At 63.0% G+C, this 2520-nt stretch carries 4 protein-coding genes; 2 read left to right on the top strand and 2 right to left on the bottom strand.

The features are described 5' to 3' along the window. Positions 1-106 precede the first annotated feature (106 nt). Positions 107-1126 carry a Leu/Phe/Val dehydrogenase gene (locus tag JV551A3_RS27030; RefSeq protein ID WP_133979278.1) on the top strand — a complete coding sequence of 340 codons (1020 nt, stop codon included), beginning with the start codon at positions 107-109 and terminating at the stop codon, positions 1124-1126. 124 nt (positions 1127-1250) lie between these two features. On the opposite strand, the gene JV551A3_RS27025 is transcribed toward JV551A3_RS27030, so the two are convergent. Beyond that, positions 1251-1514, bottom strand: coding sequence for a YebG family protein (locus tag JV551A3_RS27025; RefSeq protein ID WP_133979277.1), 264 nt, complete (start codon positions 1512-1514; stop codon positions 1251-1253). A 394-nt stretch (positions 1515-1908) separates the two neighbouring features. Between JV551A3_RS27025 and JV551A3_RS27020 the strand changes: the two genes are divergently transcribed. Then, positions 1909-2379 (top strand): phosphate-starvation-inducible protein PsiE, encoded by a 471-nt coding sequence (locus JV551A3_RS27020; protein ID WP_133979275.1) that lies wholly within the window; start codon positions 1909-1911, stop codon positions 2377-2379. Positions 2380-2382: 3 nt separating this feature from the next. On the opposite strand, the gene JV551A3_RS27015 is transcribed toward JV551A3_RS27020, so the two are convergent. Further along, positions 2383-2520 (bottom strand): DUF3509 domain-containing protein (locus JV551A3_RS27015; RefSeq protein WP_133979273.1); only part of this gene is annotated, 138 nt, incomplete at its 5' end.

Genomic DNA, 2520 nt, shown 5'->3' with positions numbered 1-2520 from the left:
CTTGAGTATTAGCCGCAGCCGGCGGTTTCGTCCAGTGGTCCGGCGGCGGCGCCAGCCCAAGGGCCGCGCCTATACTGGAAGGAGCACCTCGTAGGGGAGCCTGTCGATGTTCGCGCTGATGCAAAGCACCCGGACCCAGTCGCTGCACTTGTTCACCGACCCGCCCACCGGCCTGAAGGCCGTGGTAGCGATCCACAGCGAGCAGTTGGGCCCGGCCATGGGCGGTTGCCGCTATCTGCCTTATGCCGATGATGAAAGCGCCATGATCGATGCCATTCGCCTGGCCCAGGGCATGAGCTACAAGGCGGCGCTGGCCGGCCTGCCACTGGGCGGCGGCAAGGCGGTAATCATGCGCAACCCGCATGTGGAAAACCGGGCCGCGCTGTTCGAGGCCTTTGGCCGCTTCATCGATACCTTGCAAGGGCGCTTCATCATCGCCGTGGACAGCGGCACTTCGACCCTGGACATGGACTGCATTGCTCAGACTACGCCGCATGTGACCAGCACCACGGCCTCGGGAGACCCCTCTGTGCATGCGGCGATGGGGGTTTTTGCCGGCATTCGTGCCACCACTTCGTTCCGCCTTGGCAGTGATGACCTGCAAGGGTTGCGAGTGGCGGTGCAAGGGCTGGGCAATGTCGGTTATGCGCTGGCGGAGCAACTGCATGCGGCAGGTGCAGACCTGCTGGTGAGCGATCTGGACCCTGGGCGGGTGCGGCTGGCGGTGGAGCAGTTCAATGCCCATCCGGTGACCAACGATGCGTTGATCAGCACCCCTTGCGACATCTTTGCTCCTTGCGGCGTGGGGCCGGTGTTGAACGGGCAGAGCGTGATGCAGTTGCGTTGCGCGGCTGTGGCGGGGGCGGCCAACAACCAGCTGACCACCTTGCAGGTAGCCGACCAGCTGGAGTCCCGCGGGATACTGTATGCGCCCGATTACGTGATCAATGCCGGTGGGTTGATCTACGTGGCGCTTACCTATCGGGGGGAAGACCTGGGCACCATCACTGCGCACCTGGCGCGAATACCTTCACGGCTGACCGAAGTGTTTGGCCATGCCCAGGCAGAGAAGCGCTCGCCGGCGCGGGTGGCGCAGATGCTGGCGGAGCGGTTGCTCTACGGCTGAGGGGCGATACCGGCTTTGCTGGCCTATTCGCGGGCACGCCCGCTCCCACAGGTACAACTCAGAATTCGATATCAGCGGTGGCCTTGTGGGAGCGGGCGAGCCCGCGAAGCAGGCGCCGCCGGCATCACTTGGCAGCGCCACCCTCGAGCAACTCGGCCAGCGCATCCGGCTGGCTCTTGAACGCCCGGGCGAACACATCGCGGTTCTTGGCCATGTAGATACCGGCTTCCTCGACCTGTTTCTCGCTCAGCGAGGGCACTGCCTTGTGCAGTACTTCGGCCAGGCGCTCGGCCAGTTCGAGCATCTTGTCGTGACGGTCTGCTTCGGCCTTATCCATGAACAAGCGCTCCGGGTCGCGGCTGCTGCGGTACACCACTTCGACGGCCATTCATCACCTCTATGCCTTTTGCTGGGTTTGTACTGTATCCATATACAGTAATGGCAATGTTGATCGGTTCGCAAGCAGAAATTGTAGCGTGGCGGGGAGGGCTTATTGCTTCATCGCCAACTCAGCATCATCCATCAGCGCCTTCGCCATCCGGGCCCTTTCGCGGGTGAACCCGCTCCCACAGGTACTGCATGTACCTCAAGGTCTGTGGAGATCCTGTGGGAGCGGGTTTACCCGCGAAGAGGCCAGCCAAGACAATACTCCTGCCACGCCTCAACGTGCCTTGCGGCAATCGGTCGCCTTCCAAGCCAGGGGCCTGGCCCTTTAACTGCATGGCACAAGCGTCACACCGGTGACGCATCATCCTTCAAGACGTATCGGGGAATGGAACATCGTGAACACCAAATGGGCAGAAAAGCTGCGCAAGGGCCTGCACGGCTCCGCCGACTCGCTGGGCAACCTGTGCGTCGAGGCATTCCATTACCTGGCACTGTTTGGCATTGGCGCGATCACCGCCTATGCGGCGGTGATAACCTTCATCGACATGCTCGGCAAGGGCGGGGTCAGTGTCGATGACATCCTGCTGCTGTTCATCTACCTGGAGCTGGGGGCAATGGTCGGGATCTACTTCAAGACCAACCACATGCCGATCCGCTTCCTGCTCTACGTGGCCATCACCGCGCTGACCCGCCTGCTGATCGGCGATGTCTCGCACCACAAGGCGCCGGACGCAGGGCTGCTGTACGTGTGCGGCGGCATCCTGTTGCTGGCGTTCTCGATCCTGGTGGTGCGCNACGCCTCCTACCGCTACCCCTCGACCAAGGCGCTGGACGCCAACGGCAAGGANGTGGAAGAGGGCAAGTAAGCCTCAGTTGGCGACGAAGTGGCGCGGCTCCTGGCAGGCATCGCGGGTGAGCGCGGCCAGCACCNGCATGGGGTTCTGGCTGTGCNCGATGGCCAGGCCCAGGCGAATGCTGTCGATCACCCGCTGCAGGCGCACCGGGTC

This window comes from Pseudomonas inefficax (assembly GCF_900277125.1).
GTDB lineage: Bacteria > Pseudomonadota > Gammaproteobacteria > Pseudomonadales > Pseudomonadaceae > Aquipseudomonas > Aquipseudomonas inefficax.
The sequence above is the reverse complement of the archived record's forward strand: the minus strand, read 5'-3'. Positions and strand labels throughout refer to the sequence as shown.

What these genes read in the sequence shown, in the direction of transcription:
- JV551A3_RS27030 (WP_133979278.1), top strand. Translation starts at nt 107, where the DNA reads ATGTTCGCGCTGATGCAAAGCACCCGGACCCAGTCGCTGCACTTGTTC.
- JV551A3_RS27025 (WP_133979277.1), bottom strand. Translation starts at nt 1,514, where the DNA reads ATGGCCGTCGAAGTGGTGTACCGCAGCAGCCGCGACCCGGAGCGCTTG.